The sequence below is a fragment of the Alicycliphilus sp. T452 genome (assembly GCF_054512775.1).
In genome coordinates this window covers 77,831-93,126 of sequence record NZ_JBTNEH010000016.1, presented here as the reverse complement: position 1 = coordinate 93,126, position 15,296 = coordinate 77,831, and the positions used below count along the sequence as shown (strand labels likewise).

The window sequence follows — 15,296 nt, the reverse complement described above, 5'->3', positions numbered from 1 at the left end:
ATCAGGCGATGCGGTATGCGTGCACGCCGGGCACGCCCGCGCTCTCGAAGCGCGTGCAGACGGCGGGGTCGTGGCCGGGAACGATCAGGTCTTCGCCATCCGCCAGCGCGCGGATGCGCGCGTAGCCGGCCAGCATGTCGGGCAGGCTGAAGATGGCGGGGAAGGGGTTCTGCAGCGCGAGGTTCTCGTAGTAGTGCGCCGCGTCGGAGGCCAGCACCACCCAGCCGCGCGCGGTGCGCACGCGCACCACCTGCAGGCCGTCGGTGTGGCCGCCCACGCGGTGCAGCTCGATGCCGTCGCGCAATTCATGGAACCCGTCGATGAGCCGCACGCTGCCCTGGTACAGGCGCCTGATGAGCACGGCCACGTCGTCGGTCGAGAAGAAATGGTTCTGCTTCGGGTCGCACATGCAGTCGCCCGTGGCGTAGCGCACCTCGCGGTCCTGCACCCACGCGGTGGCGGCGGGAAACTCGCCCACGTTGCCCGCGTGGTCGTAGTGCAGGTGCGTGACCACCACGTCGCGGATGGACTCGGGCGCGTGGCCCAGGCGGCGCAGCGATTCGGGCGGCGAGACCAGGTAGCGCCGCCCGCGCGCGATGGCCGACGCGGGGCTGAAGCCCGTGTCCACCAGCACCGCGCCGCCCGGCCCGTCGATGAGCCAGACGAAGAAGTCCAGCGCCATCGGCGCGTCGGGGTCGCCCGGCGCGGGGCGCAGGAAGTTGCTGCCCCGCGCGCGGTCCACCGTGGCGTACTTCACTGCCAGGATGCGGTAGAGGGGCGCGCTCATGGCGTGGCGCTCACTTCTTGAGCAGCGCGCACTTGCTCTCGGAGGCGGGGTGGAACGCCTGCTCGCCGGGCACCGTTTCCAGCACCGTGTAGTAGTCCCACGCGGCCTTGGACTCCTGCGGCGTCTTCACGCGCACGAGGTACATGTCGTGGATCATCTTGCCGTCGTCGCGCACCTTGCCGTTCTTGGCGAATGCGTCCTGGATGGGCATGCCCTTGATGGCCTTCACCACGTCTGCCACGTCGTCGGACTTGGCGCGCTCGATGGCCTTGAGGTAGTTCAGCGTGGCCGAGTACTGCCCGGCCTGCAGCGCGGTGGGCATGCGCTTGGTGCGCTCGAAGAACTTGCGCGAGAAGGCGCGCGAGGCGTCGTCCAGGTCCCAGTAGAACGACTCGGCGAACAGCATGCCGCCTGCGTCCTTCAGGCCCACGCCGTGCACGTCCATGATGCTCATGAGCATGGCCACGGTCTTCTGCCCGCCGCTGGCCAGGCCGAATTCCTTGCCCTGCTTGATGGCGTTCTGCAGGTCCAGCCCCGCCGTGGCGATGGCCACCGCGTTGGCCTTGCTGCCCTGGGCCTTGATGATGTAGGACGCGAAGTCGTTGCCCGGGAACGGGTAGCGCGACGAGCCCAGCACCTTGCCGCCAGCGGCCTCGATGAATTGCTTGCCGTCGTTCTCCAGCGAGTGGCCGAACGCGTAGTCGGCCGTCAGGTAGTACCAGGTCTTGGCTCCGGCCTTCACCACCGACTGCGTGCCCACCTTGGCGAGCGAATAGGTGTCGTACACCCAGTGCAGGCTGTTGGGCGAGCAGTCCTCGTTGGAGATGCGCACCGCGCCCGCGCCGGTCACGATGGCCAGGCGCCCCTTGTCCTGCGCGAGCTTCATCGCGGCCAGGGCCACGGCGCTGTTGCCCAGTTCCGTCACCGCGTCCACCTTGTCGCGGTCGAACCATTCGCGCACGCGGGTGGAGCCCACGTCGGCCTTGTTCTGGTGGTCGGCCGTGACCATCTGCACGGGGTAGCCCAGCACCTTGCCGCCGAACTCCTCGATGGCGATCTCGGTCGCCACGATGGAGCCCTTGCCCACGTTGTCCATGAACGGGCCGTTGATGTCGGTCAGCACGCCGATCTTGACGATGCCGTCCGAGATGCGCGCGCCCTTGTCCTGCGCGGGTGCTGTGAGCGCGGTGGCGAGCAGCGCGGCGCCGAGCGCCGCCTTCGTGGATGTGAAGGTCATGGTGGTTTGTCTCCTTGGAAAATTGATATCAGTTGCCGCATGAAACTGGCGCTACCCAGGCGAGGGCCGCCGTGCAAGGGCCGCCCCGCCGCACGGGCGGCGTCCCCCTTCCCGGCGAAGCCGAAAGAAGGGGGAAGCGGCGAAGCCGCTCAGGGGGATGTTCACAGCCGGACTGGGGGCTGTCCGTTGGACTCGGCCCAGAAATCGGTCATGCACGAGGTGTCCTGCCCGTCCTTGCCCGCGTGCCGCGCGAGCTGGAACAGGCTGCGCGCGAGGTTGCCCATGGGCAGCGACACGCCCGCGGACTGCGCGGCCTGGCAGGCCAGGGTCAGGTCCTTGAAGCCCAGCGCGATGTCGAAGCCCGGCGTGAGGTCGCCCTTGAGGACCTTCACGGGCCACTTCTCCTTGAGCTGCCCGTTCGACGCCGTGGTGCCCGTGAGCACGTCGAAGGTCTTGCGCGCGTCCAGCCCCAGCGCGCCGGCGAGCACCAGCGCCTCGGAGTTGAGCTGGCAGTAGCACAGCACCATGAGATTGTTGATGAGCTTCATGCGCGTGCCGCTGCCCGGCGCGCCGCAGTGCAGCACCGTGGTGCCCATCTTCAGCAGCAGCGGCTCCAGCGCGGCGCGGTCGGCATCGCGGGCGCCCAGCATGAACAGCGACTCGCCCCGGTCGGCGTGCGCGGCCAGGCGCCCCACGGGCGCGTCGGCGAAGCGCACGCCCTGCTTCTCGGCGGCGGCGGCCAGCGCGTCCACCGTGTCGGTGTCGATGGTGCTGAGCTCGACGAGGCAGCCGCCCTTGCGCAGCCCGGCCAGCACGCCGCCCTCGCCCAGGATCACCTCGCGCGACTGCTTGGGGCCGGGCAGCATGGTGAACACCACGTCCGCGCCGGCGGCCAGCGCCTGCACGCCGGCCGCGCGCGATGCGCCCAGGGCCACGAGCCTGTCCACGGGCGCGCTCTGGATGTCGTGCACCGCGAGCTGCACGCCGCTGCGCAGCAGGTGGGAGGCCAGGGCGAAGCCCATGCGGCCCAGGCCGATGAATCCGGCTTTCATGTATTTCCTTCGTTGGTGTGAATGCGTTGCAGCACGGGCAGCAGGTGCTGCAGGAACTCCTGCGGCGCCTCGCTCATCGGGAAGTGGCCCAGGCCCGGCATGATCTGGAGCTGCGCGCCGGGGATCAGGCGCGCGAGGTCTTGGCTGTCCTCCGGCGTGCACGAATAGTCGTACTCGCCCGTGAGCAGGTAGAGCGGGCAGCGCGCGGTGTCTATGCGCTGCACGCGCCCGCGCAGGTCGCCCTCGCCCGTGTAGAAGTGCAGGTCGCCCTTGAACACGCCGGGGCCGCCTTGCATGTAGTGCCACAGCGTCTCCCAGCGGTCGCGCTCGGGCGCGCCGGGGCCGACGAGGCCGGAGACGATGCCCGCGCAGACCTCGCCGCCGTGCACGTCGGGGCGGTGCAGCCAGTCCAGGTCGTAGTAGGGGTTGACGTGCGCGCCCGACTGCAGGCCGATCAGCGCCTTGAAGCGCTCGGGGCATTGCAGCGCCAGGTGCAGCACCACGCGCCCGCCGATGGAGCAGCCCATGGCGATGGGGCGCTCGACCTGCATCGCGTCCATGAAGGCCAGGATGGTCTGCACGTAGAGCGCGCTGGTCAGGCGGTATTCCTCCGTGTGCCAGCCCTCGGGCGGCGAGGACTTGCCGTGCCACGGCATGTCGAAGCAGATCACCTGGTGGCTGGCCGTCAGCTCGGGCGAGTTGAGCAGCGCGCGGTACTGGCGCGTGTCGCTGCCCGCCGTGTGCAGGCACAGCAGGGGCTGGCCGCTGCCGGCCGTCTCGTAGTAGACGCGGCACATGCGGCCCGCGATCTCGAAGTTCACGTAGCCGCCGGTCACGGCTTCTTTTTCAACGCGCATGGATGTGCCCTCCGAGCTGTTTCACCAGCGCCTTGAAATACAGCAGGTTGCGCATGAAGACCGTCATGTCGCCCTCGATGCGCAGCGCCTTGAAGCGCACCATGGCCATCAGGTCGTGGAAACGCGGCTGCGGCTCGGCGGCCCAGAAGCGCTCCCACGCGTCGTCGCCCGCGCTGAGCGCGAAGGTCCAGCACGGCATCACGTGCGGGCCGGGCGCGATGCGCTGCACGCGTCCGTCGCGCAGGGTGACGAGGTATTCGGCGTCGCCTTTCCTGAGCAGGAAGGTCACGTTGACCCAGTGGCCCTGGTGGGCCAGCCAGTCGTCGTTGGTGGTGTGCATGGCTGTATGTCTCCTGAAAGGAATCTCCCATAGCCCTCCCGCCGGGACAACCGACAATTTGGTGCGCAGGAATGAGCTTTGGTCATGGCTGCCGCGCCCAGAGCCGGTACGCCGGCCGCACGAGCACCAGCACCGCCACCAGCCGCGTCACCTGCAGCGCCGTGACCACGGGCACGCCCAGCTGCAGCACCTTGGCGGTGATGGACATCTCCGTCATGCCCCCGGGCGCCGTGCCCAGGATGGCGGTGGCCGGGTGCAGGCCCGTGGCCCAGGCCAGCAGCAGGCCGAACGCGGCGCAGGCCGCCAGCAGGCCCAGCGTGCCCAGCGCCACCTGCGCGAGCCAGCGCGGCGCGGTGTGCAGGAACAGCGGGCTGAAGCGCACGCCCAGGCTCACGCCGATGACGAGCTGCGCCGCGTTCGACAGCGGCGTGGGCACGCCCGAGGGCGCCGTGCCCGTGGCCGCCAGCCCTATGGCCACCAGCAGCGGGCCGAGGAACCACGGGTTGGGCAGGCGCCCGAGCTGCAGTGCCAGGCCCCCGGCGCCCGTGAACAGCGCCAGCCACGCGAGGCCCGCCGCCGCGAAGGGCGCGCTGGCCGGCGGGACGAGGTCCACCGCCTCCAGATTCCACCAGGCCTTGGCCAGCAGCATGCCGAAGGGCATGACCAGCACCACGATCAGCATGCGCAGGCTGTGCGATGCCGCCACGAGGTCGGTGCGCGCGCCCTCGCGCTCGGCCAGCAGCGTCATCTCCGACGCCGCGCCGATGGCGCCCGCGAAGTAGGCCGAGGGGCGCAGCGCCGCGTCGCTCACGCCGCGCAGCCGTCCCGCGCAGGAGCGGTACAGCCAGCGCCCGTAGGCCGCGCCCAGCGCCAGCGCCCAGACCACGGCCGCGAGCACGGCCCACCACAGGCCGACGAGCTGCGCCACGATGGCCGGCGTGAAGTACAGGCCCAGCGACGCGCCCATCATCCACTGCCCGAAGTTGCGCAGCCGCAGGCTGCTGCGCGTGGGCTGCCCGGCCATCGTGGCCAGCGCCGTGGCCAGCAGCGGCCCCAGCATCCACGGGATGGGCATGTGCAGGCGGCGGCAGCCCTCGGCCGCCGCCCAGGCCAGCAGCAGCGTGAGGAGCTTGGAGGCGGCGCTGCGCACCGTCAGAGATCCAGCAGGCTCTCGCGCGCGTCCAGCGCCCAGAGGTGGCCAAGCAGTGCGCGGGCGCGCGCTTCGCCCACCACCGGCGCGGCCAGTTCCATGAACTTGTCCGAGAGTTCCGCGTCGCTCAAGGGCTGCTCCGGGTCGCCCTTGCGCGTGGGCTGCAGGTATTCGCCCTGGCGGCCGTCCGCCGTGGCAAAGCGCACGCGCGCGGCGCGCTGGCCCGGAAAGCGCGCGTCCAGCGCGGGATCGACGGCCAGGCGGATGCGCGCCATGAGCGCGCGGATGTCGGCATCGGCGAGCCGTTCGGGCGTGAAGGCCGACAGGCGCACGCTGCCGTGGATCAGCGCCGTCGCCACGACGAAGGGGATGGAGAAGCGCGCCTCGGCGGCGGTGCGCGGGTCGGCGTTGCCCGCCACGGCGAGCGCGGGGCCGTAGGTGGCGACCTCCACGGCCTGCAGGTCCTGCCAGCGCACGCCGCCCATGCGCGCTTGCAGTTCCAGCGCGCCGTCGATGGGCGCGAAGGTGTGGCCGCAGCAGGCGTGGTTCTTGAACGTCATGTGCGTGATGTGGAAGTCCCGGCCCAGCGTGGCCGTGGCCGCGTGCCAGTCCGGCCCGTCGCTCATGGCGCGGCCCAGGCCCGCCTCGCCGTCGAGCACGTCGAGCGAGCCGGTCACGCCCTGCTCGGCGGCCAGCGCGGCCAGCACGCCGGCCTCGGCCGCGTGGCCCGCGTGCAGCGGCTTGGACATGGAGTCCATGCGGAACGCCTGCTGCAGGCCGGCCGCGAAGGTCGCGCCCGTGCACAGCGCGTGCGCGTGGCGCGCGGCGTCCAGCCCCAGCAGCGTGGCCGCGGCCGACGCCGCGCCGAAGGTGCCCGCAGTGCCCGTGTTGTGCCAGTGGCGGTAGTGCGCGCGCCCCAGCGCCGCGCCGATGCGCGTCGAGACCTCGTAGCCCGCCACCACGGCGCGGATCATCTGCAGCCCCGTGGCGCGCCGTGCCTGCGCCAGGGCCAGCGCGGCGGCGATGGTGGGCGCGCCGGGGTGGTAGATGGCCTCGCGGTAGATGTCGTCCACCTCTACCGTGTGCGCGGCCGTGCCGTTGATGAGTGCCGCCGCGCGCACCGTGGCCGCGCGGCCCAGGGCCAGGCGCGCGCCGCCGCGGTCCAGGTCGTCGGCCAGCGCGCGCTCCAGCAGCGTGGGCGGGGGCTCCACGGCGCCGGGCAGCAGCGCGGCGTACCAGTCGACGATGGCGCGCTTGGCGTGGTGGATGACTTCGGGCGCCAGCGGCGCGTCGTTCAGGGATGCGGCGAACGCGGCGAAGCGCTGCGCGGCGGTGGTGTCTTGGGTTGGCATGGTGTGGATGGTCGCGCGAGTGCGCGCCGCTGTGAACTTCGCAGATGTGGTGCTGGCATGAGTATTTGTTGGGGCAGGCGACGCAACGCGAAGTTCTCAAGCGCCGGAGGCCTGGGCACGATCCATGCCGACCGAACATTACCCAGGAACACGCATGGATTTCACACTCAGCGAAGAACACCAGGCATTCGCCGATTCGGTGGCGCGCTTTGCCCAGGACAAGCTCAAGGACGGCGCGCTGGCGCGCGCCCATTCGCCCCACTACCCCTGGGAGACGGCCGCGCTGCTGGCCGAGCAGGGGCTGCTGGGCATCGCCTTCCCCGAGGAGGACCACGGCCAGGGCGGCAGCCTGATGCACGCGGTGCTCGCCATCGAGCAGGTCGCCCTGGTCTGCCCGCGCAGCGCCGACATCGTGCAGGCGGGCAACTTCGGCCCCATACGCACCTTCGTCGAATACGCCACGCCGGAGCAGAAGCAGCGCTTCCTGCCCGACCTGCTCGCGGGCCGCAAGCTGATCTCGCTGGGCATGACGGAGCCCGACGCGGGCTCGGCCGTCACCGAGCTCAAGACCAGCGCGCGCCAGGAGGGCGACGGGTACGTCATCAACGGCAGCAAGATCTTCTCCACCCACAGCCCCGAGGCGGACCTGTTCCTCGTCTACGTGCGCTTCGGCCCCGGCGTGGGCGGCATCGGCTCGGTGCTCGTGGAGCGCGGCACGCCGGGCTTCCAGGTGGGCGAGCCCTCGTCGTTCATGAACGGCGAGCGCTGGTCGCAGCTGTATTTCGACGAATGCCGCATCCCGGCGGCCAACGTGCTGCTGGGGCCGGGCGGGTTCAAGAAGCAGATCTCGGGCTTCAACGTGGAGCGCCTGGGCAACTCCGCGCGCGCGCTGGCCCTCGGCCGCCATGCGTTCAACACGGCGCGAGAGCATGCGCTCACGCGCAAGCAGTTCGGGCGCGAACTGTGCGAGTTCCAGGGCATCCAGTGGAAGTTCGCCGAGATGGCGATGAAGCTGGAGCAGGCCCAGCTCATGCTCTACCGCGCCGCGCTCGAGGGCGAGCACGGCCTGCCCAGCGCGCAGAGCACGGCCATGGCCAAGCTGGCCTGCAACCTCGCGGGCTGGGAGGTCTCCAACGAGGCCCTGCAGGTCATGGGCGGCACGGGCTTCAGCCAGGAATGCCTGGTGGAGTACTGCGTGCGCCGCACGCGCGGCTGGATGATCGCGGGCGGCTCCATCGAGATCCTGAAGAACCGCATCGCCGAGGGCGTCTTCGGCCGCACCTTTTCGCAACGGCCCGCCAAGGGCTGACAAGAACACACGAGGAGACGAATATGAAACGCAGGATTCTTTCCCTGGCCGCGCTCGCGGCATGCGCATGGAGCATCGCCATGCCCGCCGCGGCCGATACCGCCTACCCCACCAAGCCCGTGCGCATCATCGTGGGCTATTCCGCGGGCGGCCCCACGGACGCGGTCGCGCGCCTGGTCGCCGCGCACCTGCAGGCCCGGCTGGGCCAGCCCTTCGTGGTGGACAACCGCGCGGGCGCGGGCTCCAACATCGCGTCCGAGGCCGTGGCGGCCGCCGCGGCCGATGGCTACACGCTGCTCGTGGCCGCCGCGCCGCTCACGATGAACAGCCACGTCTACAAGAACCTGAAGTTCGACGCCGTCAAGAGCTTCGCTCCCATCTCCAAGCTCTCGTCCGCGCCCGGCGTGCTGGCCGTGCGGACCGACTGGGGCGTGGGCAGCGCCAAGGAGCTCGTGGCCGCCGCGAAGAAGGAGCCCGGCAAGTTCACCTACGGCACCACGGGCCTGGGCGGCTCGCAGCACATGGCGACGGAGCTGTTCCAGCGCCTGGCGGGCGTCAAGCTCACGCACATCCCCTACAAGGGCGCGAGCAACGTGATGACCGACCTGATCGCGGGCCACGTGGACCTGGCCTTCATGACCGCCACCGGCGCCATGCCGCACCTGCAGGCGGGCAAGGTGAAGCCCCTGGCCGTCGCGGGGCCGCAGCGCCTCTCGGGCCTGCCGAACGTGCCCACGTTCGCCGAGGCGGGCTACCCCGCGATGATCTCCGACTCGTGGAACGGCCTGCTGGCACCCGCGGGCACGCCCGAGGCCATCGTGAAGAAGCTCCACGCCGCCGCCGTCGAGGCGCTGCAGATGCCCGAGATCCGCACCAAGCTCGAATCGCAGGGTGCCATCGTGATCGGCAACAGCCCCGAGGAATTCCGCGCCGACATCCAGCGCGAGGTTGCGCACTGGGCCGAGCAGTTCAAGGCCATCAAGATCGACATGCAATGAATCCAGACAACGACAACCGGCTCGCCCAGGCGCTGCTGCATCCGGCCAGCGTCGCGCTCTACGGCGCCTCCGACGACGTGGGCAAGATGGGCGGGCGGCCCGTGCAGTTCCTCAAGCGCACGGGCTTCGCGGGCCGCATCTATCCCATCAACCCGCGGCGCGGCGAGATCCAGGGCCTGAAGGCCTGGCCCAGCCTGCAGAGCCTGCCCGAGGTGCCCGACCAGGTCTTCGTGCTCACGCCCACCGACACCGTGGTCCCCGCCGTGCGCGAGTGCGCGGCTGCGGGCGTGAAGGTGGTCACCATCCTCGCGAGCGGCTTTTCCGAATCCGGCGCCGAGGGCGCGGCGCGCGAGGACGAGCTGCGCCGGATCGCCAGGGAGACGGGCATCCGCATCCTCGGCCCCAGCAGCCTGGGCGTGGTCAACCCGCGCACGGGGCTGGTGCTCACGGCCAACGCGGCGTTCGCGGAGCCGGACCTGCCGGCGGGCAAGGTGTTCGTCGCCTCGCACAGCGGCAGCATGATCGGCGCGCTGGTCTCGCGCGGCAAGGCGCGCGGCGTGGGCTTCGCGGGGCTGGTGTCGGTGGGCAGCGAGGTGGACCTGAACGTGGGCGAGATCTGCGCCGCCACGCTCGATGACCCGGCCATCGAGGGCTACCTGCTGTTCCTGGAGAGCCTGCGCCACGGCCCCGCGCTGCGCGCCTTCGCGCGCGCGGCGCATGCCAGGGGCAAGCCCGTGATCGCCTACAAGCTCGGCCGCTCGGCGGCGGCGGCCGAGATGGCCACCACGCACACGGGTGCCATCGCGGGCGAGGACGACATCGCCGACGCGTTCCTCAAGGACATGGGCGTCGCCCGCGTGGGCGTGCTCGAAGCGCTGCTCGAAACCTTTCCGCTCGCGCGGCGCATCCCTTTGGCAAGCGCCCCGAAGCGCGTCGGCGTGGTCACCACCACGGGCGGCGGCGCGGCCATGGCGGTGGAGCAGCTCGGCATCCGCGGCGTGGTCGTGGAGCCGCCATCAAACGACACCCTGAAGCGGCTGGAACAGGCCGGCCTGCCCTGCACGCCGGGCCGCGTGCTCGACATGACGCTCGCGGGCACGAAGTACGAGACCATGAAGGGCACGCTGGACGTCCTGCTCACCGCGCCCGAGTTCGACCTCGTGCTGGCCGTCGTGGGCTCGTCCGCGCGCTTCCAGCCGCAGCTGGCCGTCAAGCCCATCGTCGAATGCGCGGGCGGCCCCAAGCCGCTCGCCGCCATGCTGGTGCCCGACGCGCCCGAGGCGCTGGCCGCGCTCACCGCCGCGGGCGTGCCGTGCTTCCGCACGCCCGAGGCCTGCGGCGACGCCATCGCCGCCGTGCTCGCGCGCCGCCGGCCGGGGCCCGAGCCCGTGCTGCCCGCGCCCGGCCCCACACGCACCTTGAGCGAGGCCGAGGCCTACGGCGTGCTGGACCGACTCGGCGTGCCGCACGCGCCCGTGGCCCTGCACCGCTTCGGCGAGGCGCCCGCGCCGCTGCCCTTCGCCTACCCCGTGGTCGCCAAGGCCTGCTCGGCCGAGATCCCGCACAAGACAGAGGTCGGCGGCGTGCTGCTGAACATCGGCAGCGACGAGGAACTGGCGGCGGCCCTGGCGACGCTGCGCCGCAACCTCGACGAGCGCGCCCCGAAGGCCGCGTGCGACGAGGTGCTGGTGCAGCCCATGCAGAAGGGCTTGTCCGAGGTGCTCGTGGGCTACCGCGTCGATCCCGACGCCGGCCCCATCGTCATGCTCGCCGCGGGCGGCATCTGGGCCGAGGTCGCCAAGGATCGCAGCATCCGCCTCGCCCCGGTGACGGTGGAGACGGCGCGCGAGATGGTCGCCGAGGTCAATGCCCTGAAGCCCCTGACGGGCCTGCGCGGCAAGGCGCGCGGCGACCTGGAGGCGCTGGCGCGCGCGGTGAGCGCGCTCTCGCAGCTGGCGCTCAAGCCGGAACTGGGCATCGCCGAGGCCGAGGCCAACCCGCTGCTCGTCCTGCCCGAGGGGCAGGGCGTGGTGGCGGTGGATGCGCTGGTGTTCCAGCGCCCACCAGCCTGATTCACGCCGCGCGTTCAAAAAAATCAAACCCGCGGGAGCCTGCCTTTCGGGGCGCGGCAGTACCATCGCCGGCATGGAAGCAGCCCTTCGCCAGATCATCGACCGCGTGCGCGACAGCGCAGACCGCCGTGCCCCGCTGCGCATCCGCGGCGGCGGCACCAAGGACTTCCATGGCTCCGGCGCGCCGGACCATGCGGGCGAGCCGCTGGACATGCGGCCGCTCGCGGGCATCGTGAGCTACGAGCCCAGCGAGCTCGTGGTCACCGCGCTGGCCGGCACGCCGCTGGCCGAGCTGGAGGCGCTGCTCGCGCAGCATGGCCAGTGCCTGCCGTTCGAGCCGCCGCGCTTCGCGCCGGGCGGCACCGTGGGCGGCATGGTGGCGGCGGGCCTGTCGGGCCCGGCGCGCGCCAGCGTGGGCGCGGTGCGCGACTACGTGCTGGGCGTGGAGATCGTCAACGGCAAAGGCGAGCTGCTGCGCTTCGGCGGCCAGGTCATGAAGAACGTGGCGGGCTACGACGTCTCGCGCCTCATGGCGGGCGCGTGGGGGCAGCTGGGCATCATCACCGAGGTCAGCCTCAAGGTGCTGCCCGTGCCGCCGGCCGAGGCCACGCTGCGCTTCGACTGCGGCCAGGCCGAGGCGCTCGCGCTATTGCACGCCTGGGGCGGCCAGCCGCTGCCGCTCAACGCCAGCTGCTGGGTGGAGGATGGCGGCGCGGGCCGGCTCTATGTGCGCCTGCGCGGCGCGCGCGCGGCGGTCGATGCGGCCTGCAGCAGCATGGGCGGCGAGCTGCAGGACGCGCCCACGGTTGCGGGCGACTGGCAGGCCTGCCGCGACCAGTGCCTGCCCTGGTTCGCGGCGCGCGCGCCGGGCCATGCGCTGTGGCGCCTGTCGGTGCCGCAGACGGCACCCGCGCTGGCGCTGCCCGCGGGCGTGGCGCCGCCGCTCATCGAGTGGCACGGCGGCCTGCGCTGGGTGCAGGCGCCGCCGGAGGCGGGCGATGCGCTGCGCGCGCTGGCCGGGCAGGCGGGTGGTAACGCTTCGCTTTTCGCAGCTGCTGACGCTGATGGGACGGGCGCTGGGACCGGTTTTGGTGAAAACTCCGCGGCACTCGCCGCGATCCACCTGCGGCTCAAGCAGGCGTTCGACCCGGCCGGCATCCTCAACCCCGGCCGGCTCCTGTAGCCATGCGCCTGCTGCGCCATCTGACGGGGCGGTACCGCACCCCGGTCGCCAACCGCACGCTGGGCCTGCTGCTGGCCTTCAATGCGGGCGGCATCAATGCCGGGGGCTTCCTGGTGGTGGGCATGTACACCTCGCACATGACGGGCATCATCTCCACCGTGGGCGACAACCTGGTGCTGGGCAACATGGCGCTGGTGCTGGGTGCGCTGGGCACGCTGTGGGCCTTCATGTCGGGGGCGGGCAGCACCGCCATCATGGTCAACTGGGCGCGCCACCAGCACCTGCGCAGCACCTTCGCGCTGCCGCTGCTGCTGGAGGCCGTGCTCATGCTGCTGTTCGGCCTGATGGGCGCCATCACGCTCACCTGGCGCACGCCCTTCGCGGTGCCGCTCACGGTGCTGCTGCTGGCCTACCTCATGGGCCTGCAGAACGCCGTCATCACCAAGATGTCGTCGGCGGAGATCCGCACCACGCACATGACCGGCATTTGCACCGACATCGGCATCGAGATGGGCAAGGCCCTGTACTGGAACCGCAGCGGCAGGCCCGCGCGCGAGCAGGTGCGCGCCAACCACAGGCGGCTGCGCCTGTTCGGCAGCCTGCTGTCCATGTTCATGGCCGGCGGCGTGGTGGGCGCGGCCGGCTTCAAGTACGTGGGCTTCATCTGGGTGGTGCCGCTGGCCGCCGTGCTGCTGGTGCTGTCGCTGCCGCCGCTGGTGGCCGACTTCGACCGCCTGGCGCTGGCGTGGCGCAGGCGCTCTGCCCGCGACCAGTGAACCCCCGCGCCACCACGAAGAAGGCATCGACATGCAGACCCAACTCGCTCCCGAATACCAGGGCACGCCCGAAGGCCAGGAGGCCGAGGCCATCCTGCGCAAATGCGTGCACTGCGGCTTTTGCACCGCCACCTGCCCCACCTACCAGCTGCTGGGCGACGAGCTGGACGGCCCGCGCGGGCGCATCTACCTCATCAAGCAGGTGCTCGAGGGCCAGGCGCCCACGCGCAAGACCCAGCTGCACCTGGACCGCTGCCTGACCTGCCGCAACTGCGAGAGCACCTGCCCCAGCGGCGTGCAGTACGGCCACCTGGTGGACATAGGCCGGCGCATCGTCGATGAAAAGGTGCCGCGCCCGCGCGGCGAGGCGCTGGCGCGCTGGGCGCTCAAGGAGGGCCTGCCCTCGCCGCTGTTCGCGCCCGCCATGAAGGCCGGCCAGGCCGTGCGCGGCCTGCTGCCCGGGCGCCTGCGCGCCAAGGTGCCGCCGCGCCAGCAGGCCGGCAGCTGGCCCGCGCGCAGCCATGCGCGCAAGGTGCTGCTGCTCGAAGGCTGCGTGCAGCCGGCCATGGCGCCCAACATCAACGCCGCCACGGCGCGCGTGCTCGACGCCGCGGGCATACAGACGGTGGTGGCGCGCGAGGCCGGCTGCTGCGGCGCCGTCAAGTTCCACCTGAACGACCAGGAGGGCGGCCTGGCCCAGATGCGCGCCAACATCGACGCCTGGTGGCCCCACGTGGAGCGCGGCGAGGTCGAATGCATCGTCATGAACGCCTCGGGCTGCGGCGTCACCGTGAAGGAATACGGCCACATGCTGCGCCTGGACCCGCAGTACGCCGAGAAGGCGGCGCGCGTGAGCGCCTTGACGCGCGACCTGTCGGAGCTGCTGCCCGGCCTGGTGCCGCTGCTCAAGGACCGCGTGCGGCCCGCCGGCCGGGCCTTCGCCTACCACCCGCCGTGCACCCTGCAGCACGGCCAGAAGCTGCGCGGCGGCGTGGAGCGGCACATGGCGGCGCTGGGCTTCGAGCTGCGCGCGGCGCGCACCGAGTCGCACCTGTGCTGCGGCGCGGCCGGCACCTATTCCGTGCTCAACCCGGAGCTCTCCTACCAGCTGCGCGACCGCAAGCTGGGCGTGCTGGGCGCGGCCTTCGCGGACGAGCCGCCCGCGGCCATCCTGTCGGCCAACATGGGCTGCATCACGCACCTGCAAAGCGGCACGCAGATTCCGGTGAGGCACTGGGTGGAGCTGCTCGACGAGGCATTGCTGGCATGATGGCGGGTTTTGACCGCCGCGCCGGACGGGCCCCGCAGGGCCATGCCGCGCGCCCTTGAGCCATGAACGATTCCGTGAACGCACTCCAGCCGTCCTCCGCCGAAGCCGCGCCACCCGACCAGCCCGTCGCGCGCCCCGCTGCCGTGGAGGCCGCGGGCAATGACGCCGCGCCGCGCGAGCGCCGCCGCGGCGGGCGCCGCCGTTCCGGTGCCCGCCGCGAGCAGAACGCGCCGGCCGGTGCGGCGAACCCGGCGGGCCAGGCCGGCACGGCGCCCGCGCCGCGCCGCACGCACCCGCTGCTGGAGCAGCTGGCCGGCTGGTACCCGCACCTGTTCGGCGCGCAGTTCCTGCCGCTCAAGCGCGGCATCTTCCACGACCTGGTGGCCGCGCATGGCTCGGGCCTGGACAAGGACGCGCTCAAGCTCGCGCTGTCCATCCACACGCGCTCCACGCGCTACCTGAACGCCGTGGCCCAGGGCATGAAGCGCCACGACCTGCAGGGCCAGCCCGTGGAGGACATGGCGCCCGAGCATGTGCACCACGCGCTGCTGGAGGTGTTCCGCCGCCGCAAGCCGCGTGACGGCGAGGACTTGCAGGCCAGGCTGCGCAGCCGCATCGCCCAGGCCTTCGAGGCCTCGGGCCTCACGCGCGAGGCCTACGACGCGCTGGTGCGCGGCCGCGACGAAAAGGCCAACGCCCTGCTCGACGAGGCCTTTGCCGAAGTCGCCGAGCGCGACGCCAAGGCCGAGGCCCTGCTGCGCGCCTTCGAGGCCAGCGGCGCCGCGCCCGAGCAGTTCGCCGACATGTACGGCATGGACCGGCGCGTGGTCGCGCAGTCCCTGGCGCGGGCGCGCCGGCTGCGGGCGCCCGCCGCGCAGGCCGCCGCGCCGGGCGAGGCGCCGTAGCCCCACAG

The 15,296-nt window shown here is 71.9% G+C and carries 14 protein-coding genes; 7 read left to right on the top strand and 7 right to left on the bottom strand.

Annotated features, from left to right (window positions below; translation table 11 throughout):
• Position 1: 1 nt before the first annotated feature.
• The 7 genes from ACX12L_RS15000 to ACX12L_RS14970 form a co-directional block, all read right to left on the bottom strand.
• Positions 2–787, bottom strand: coding sequence for an N-acyl homoserine lactonase family protein (locus ACX12L_RS15000; protein ID WP_459263324.1), 786 nt, complete (start codon positions 785–787; stop codon positions 2–4).
• Between the two features lie 10 nt (positions 788–797).
• Positions 798–2,024, bottom strand: coding sequence for an ABC transporter substrate-binding protein (locus ACX12L_RS14995; RefSeq protein ID WP_459263323.1), 1,227 nt, complete (start codon positions 2,022–2,024; stop codon positions 798–800).
• A 161-nt stretch (positions 2,025–2,185) separates the two neighbouring features.
• Positions 2,186–3,076 (bottom strand): NAD(P)-dependent oxidoreductase, encoded by an 891-nt coding sequence (locus tag ACX12L_RS14990; RefSeq protein ID WP_459263322.1) that lies wholly within the window; start codon positions 3,074–3,076, stop codon positions 2,186–2,188.
• Positions 3,073–3,933: an alpha/beta fold hydrolase gene (locus tag ACX12L_RS14985; RefSeq protein ID WP_459263321.1), complete on the bottom strand. Its 861-nt coding sequence runs from the start codon at positions 3,931–3,933 to the stop codon at positions 3,073–3,075. The genes ACX12L_RS14990 and ACX12L_RS14985 overlap by 4 nt, the downstream gene beginning before the upstream one ends.
• Positions 3,923–4,273 (bottom strand): hypothetical protein, encoded by a 351-nt coding sequence (locus ACX12L_RS14980; protein ID WP_459263320.1) that lies wholly within the window; start codon positions 4,271–4,273, stop codon positions 3,923–3,925. Before ACX12L_RS14980 ends, ACX12L_RS14985 begins: the two co-directional genes overlap by 11 nt.
• A gap of 82 nt (positions 4,274–4,355) precedes the next feature.
• Positions 4,356–5,423: an AbrB family transcriptional regulator gene (locus ACX12L_RS14975; RefSeq protein WP_459263319.1), complete on the bottom strand. Its 1,068-nt coding sequence runs from the start codon at positions 5,421–5,423 to the stop codon at positions 4,356–4,358.
• Between the two features lie 2 nt (positions 5,424–5,425).
• The gene (locus ACX12L_RS14970; protein WP_459263318.1) at positions 5,426–6,775 is read right to left on the bottom strand and encodes an MmgE/PrpD family protein; all 1,350 of its coding nucleotides are present in this window, start codon (positions 6,773–6,775) and stop codon (positions 5,426–5,428) included.
• Between the two features lie 154 nt (positions 6,776–6,929).
• Between ACX12L_RS14970 and ACX12L_RS14965 the strand changes: the two genes are divergently transcribed.
• The 7 genes from ACX12L_RS14965 to ACX12L_RS14935 all read left to right on the top strand — a co-directional run bounded on the left by ACX12L_RS14965 (position 6,930) and on the right by ACX12L_RS14935 (position 15,288).
• Complete coding sequence (locus ACX12L_RS14965) at positions 6,930–8,084, top strand: acyl-CoA dehydrogenase family protein (protein WP_459263317.1); 1,155 nt, start codon at positions 6,930–6,932, stop codon at positions 8,082–8,084.
• A gap of 23 nt (positions 8,085–8,107) precedes the next feature.
• Positions 8,108–9,082, top strand: a complete 975-nt coding sequence (locus ACX12L_RS14960) for a Bug family tripartite tricarboxylate transporter substrate binding protein (protein ID WP_459263316.1) — start codon at positions 8,108–8,110, stop codon at positions 9,080–9,082.
• Positions 9,079–11,154: an acetate--CoA ligase family protein gene (locus tag ACX12L_RS14955; RefSeq protein ID WP_459263315.1), complete on the top strand. Its 2,076-nt coding sequence runs from the start codon at positions 9,079–9,081 to the stop codon at positions 11,152–11,154. The genes ACX12L_RS14960 and ACX12L_RS14955 overlap by 4 nt, the downstream gene beginning before the upstream one ends.
• Before the next feature lie 73 nt (positions 11,155–11,227).
• Positions 11,228–12,337: a glycolate oxidase subunit GlcE gene (gene glcE, locus ACX12L_RS14950; protein WP_459263314.1), complete on the top strand. Its 1,110-nt coding sequence runs from the start codon at positions 11,228–11,230 to the stop codon at positions 12,335–12,337.
• 2 nt (positions 12,338–12,339) lie between these two features.
• Positions 12,340–13,113: a YoaK family protein gene (locus ACX12L_RS14945; protein WP_459263313.1), complete on the top strand. Its 774-nt coding sequence runs from the start codon at positions 12,340–12,342 to the stop codon at positions 13,111–13,113.
• A gap of 31 nt (positions 13,114–13,144) precedes the next feature.
• On the top strand, positions 13,145–14,383 hold the full coding sequence (gene glcF, locus ACX12L_RS14940) for a glycolate oxidase subunit GlcF (RefSeq protein WP_459263312.1): 1,239 nt from the start codon (positions 13,145–13,147) through the stop codon (positions 14,381–14,383).
• 62 nt (positions 14,384–14,445) lie between these two features.
• On the top strand, positions 14,446–15,288 hold the full coding sequence (locus ACX12L_RS14935) for a ProQ/FINO family protein (protein ID WP_459263311.1): 843 nt from the start codon (positions 14,446–14,448) through the stop codon (positions 15,286–15,288).
• Positions 15,289–15,296 lie beyond the last annotated feature (8 nt).

Excerpts from the sequence above, each read along its gene's own strand:
- ACX12L_RS14945 (WP_459263313.1), top strand. The coding sequence starts at position 12,340 with ATGCGCCTGCTGCGCCATCTGACGGGGCGGTACCGCACCCCGGTCGCC.
- ACX12L_RS14955 (WP_459263315.1), top strand. The coding sequence starts at position 9,079 with ATGAATCCAGACAACGACAACCGGCTCGCCCAGGCGCTGCTGCATCCG.
- ACX12L_RS14985 (WP_459263321.1), bottom strand. The coding sequence starts at position 3,933 with ATGCGCGTTGAAAAAGAAGCCGTGACCGGCGGCTACGTGAACTTCGAG.
- ACX12L_RS14970 (WP_459263318.1), bottom strand. The coding sequence starts at position 6,775 with ATGCCAACCCAAGACACCACCGCCGCGCAGCGCTTCGCCGCGTTCGCC.
- glcF (WP_459263312.1), top strand. The coding sequence starts at position 13,145 with ATGCAGACCCAACTCGCTCCCGAATACCAGGGCACGCCCGAAGGCCAG.
- ACX12L_RS14935 (WP_459263311.1), top strand. The coding sequence starts at position 14,446 with ATGAACGATTCCGTGAACGCACTCCAGCCGTCCTCCGCCGAAGCCGCG.
- ACX12L_RS14980 (WP_459263320.1), bottom strand. The coding sequence starts at position 4,273 with ATGCACACCACCAACGACGACTGGCTGGCCCACCAGGGCCACTGGGTC.
- ACX12L_RS14960 (WP_459263316.1), top strand. The coding sequence starts at position 8,108 with ATGAAACGCAGGATTCTTTCCCTGGCCGCGCTCGCGGCATGCGCATGG.
- ACX12L_RS14990 (WP_459263322.1), bottom strand. The coding sequence starts at position 3,076 with ATGAAAGCCGGATTCATCGGCCTGGGCCGCATGGGCTTCGCCCTGGCC.
- ACX12L_RS14965 (WP_459263317.1), top strand. The coding sequence starts at position 6,930 with ATGGATTTCACACTCAGCGAAGAACACCAGGCATTCGCCGATTCGGTG.
- glcE (WP_459263314.1), top strand. The coding sequence starts at position 11,228 with ATGGAAGCAGCCCTTCGCCAGATCATCGACCGCGTGCGCGACAGCGCA.
- ACX12L_RS15000 (WP_459263324.1), bottom strand. The coding sequence starts at position 787 with ATGAGCGCGCCCCTCTACCGCATCCTGGCAGTGAAGTACGCCACGGTG.
- ACX12L_RS14995 (WP_459263323.1), bottom strand. The coding sequence starts at position 2,024 with ATGACCTTCACATCCACGAAGGCGGCGCTCGGCGCCGCGCTGCTCGCC.